The organism is Bacillus sp. LK2 (assembly GCF_001043575.1).
GTDB classification, from domain to species: Bacteria; Bacillota; Bacilli; order Bacillales; family Bacillaceae_G; genus Bacillus_A; species Bacillus_A paramycoides.
Genome location: NZ_LDUK01000024.1, coordinates 1 through 437, shown reverse-complemented (window position 1 = coordinate 437; position 437 = coordinate 1). Strand labels below are relative to the sequence as shown.

The following is a 437-nucleotide window of genomic DNA, read 5'->3' as shown; positions in this document are numbered from 1 at the left end:
CACATCCATCAACTTAAGGATTCAGACTATTCTTGAAGTTGAAAGTACGTTACTATTCTCTTATGTTAATGAGAAAGGGTGACGTGCTTTTTATGAATATGCATCAAAAACAAGAGTTGTCTTTATTTGCCGAAGAGTTATATCGCTATATGTCTCCCGCTACACTTAATCAATTAGCTATAGAAGCAGGCGGAATGAAACGAAAACGTAAGTGCCATGGGCACCATTTTTTATCTTTGTGTGTATGGTTAAATCAACAAATTGCTACTACCTCTCTTACTCAACTTTGTAGTCAATTAGAAACTTCAACAGGAATTTTATTAAGTCCTGAGGGACTTAATCGGCGATTTAACTCGGCTTCTGTAGCCTTCTTTCGAACTGTATTCACTACACTTCTACAAGCTAAAATTGGGGGACTATCTAAGATTTCTCATACT

At 36.4% G+C, this 437-nt stretch carries 1 pseudogene; it reads left to right on the top strand.

Going from position 1 to position 437, the window contains the following annotated elements:
- Nucleotides 1-92: 92 nt before the first annotated feature.
- Nucleotides 93-437: pseudogene (locus VK90_RS17350) on the top strand (IS4 family transposase); the annotation flags it as partial.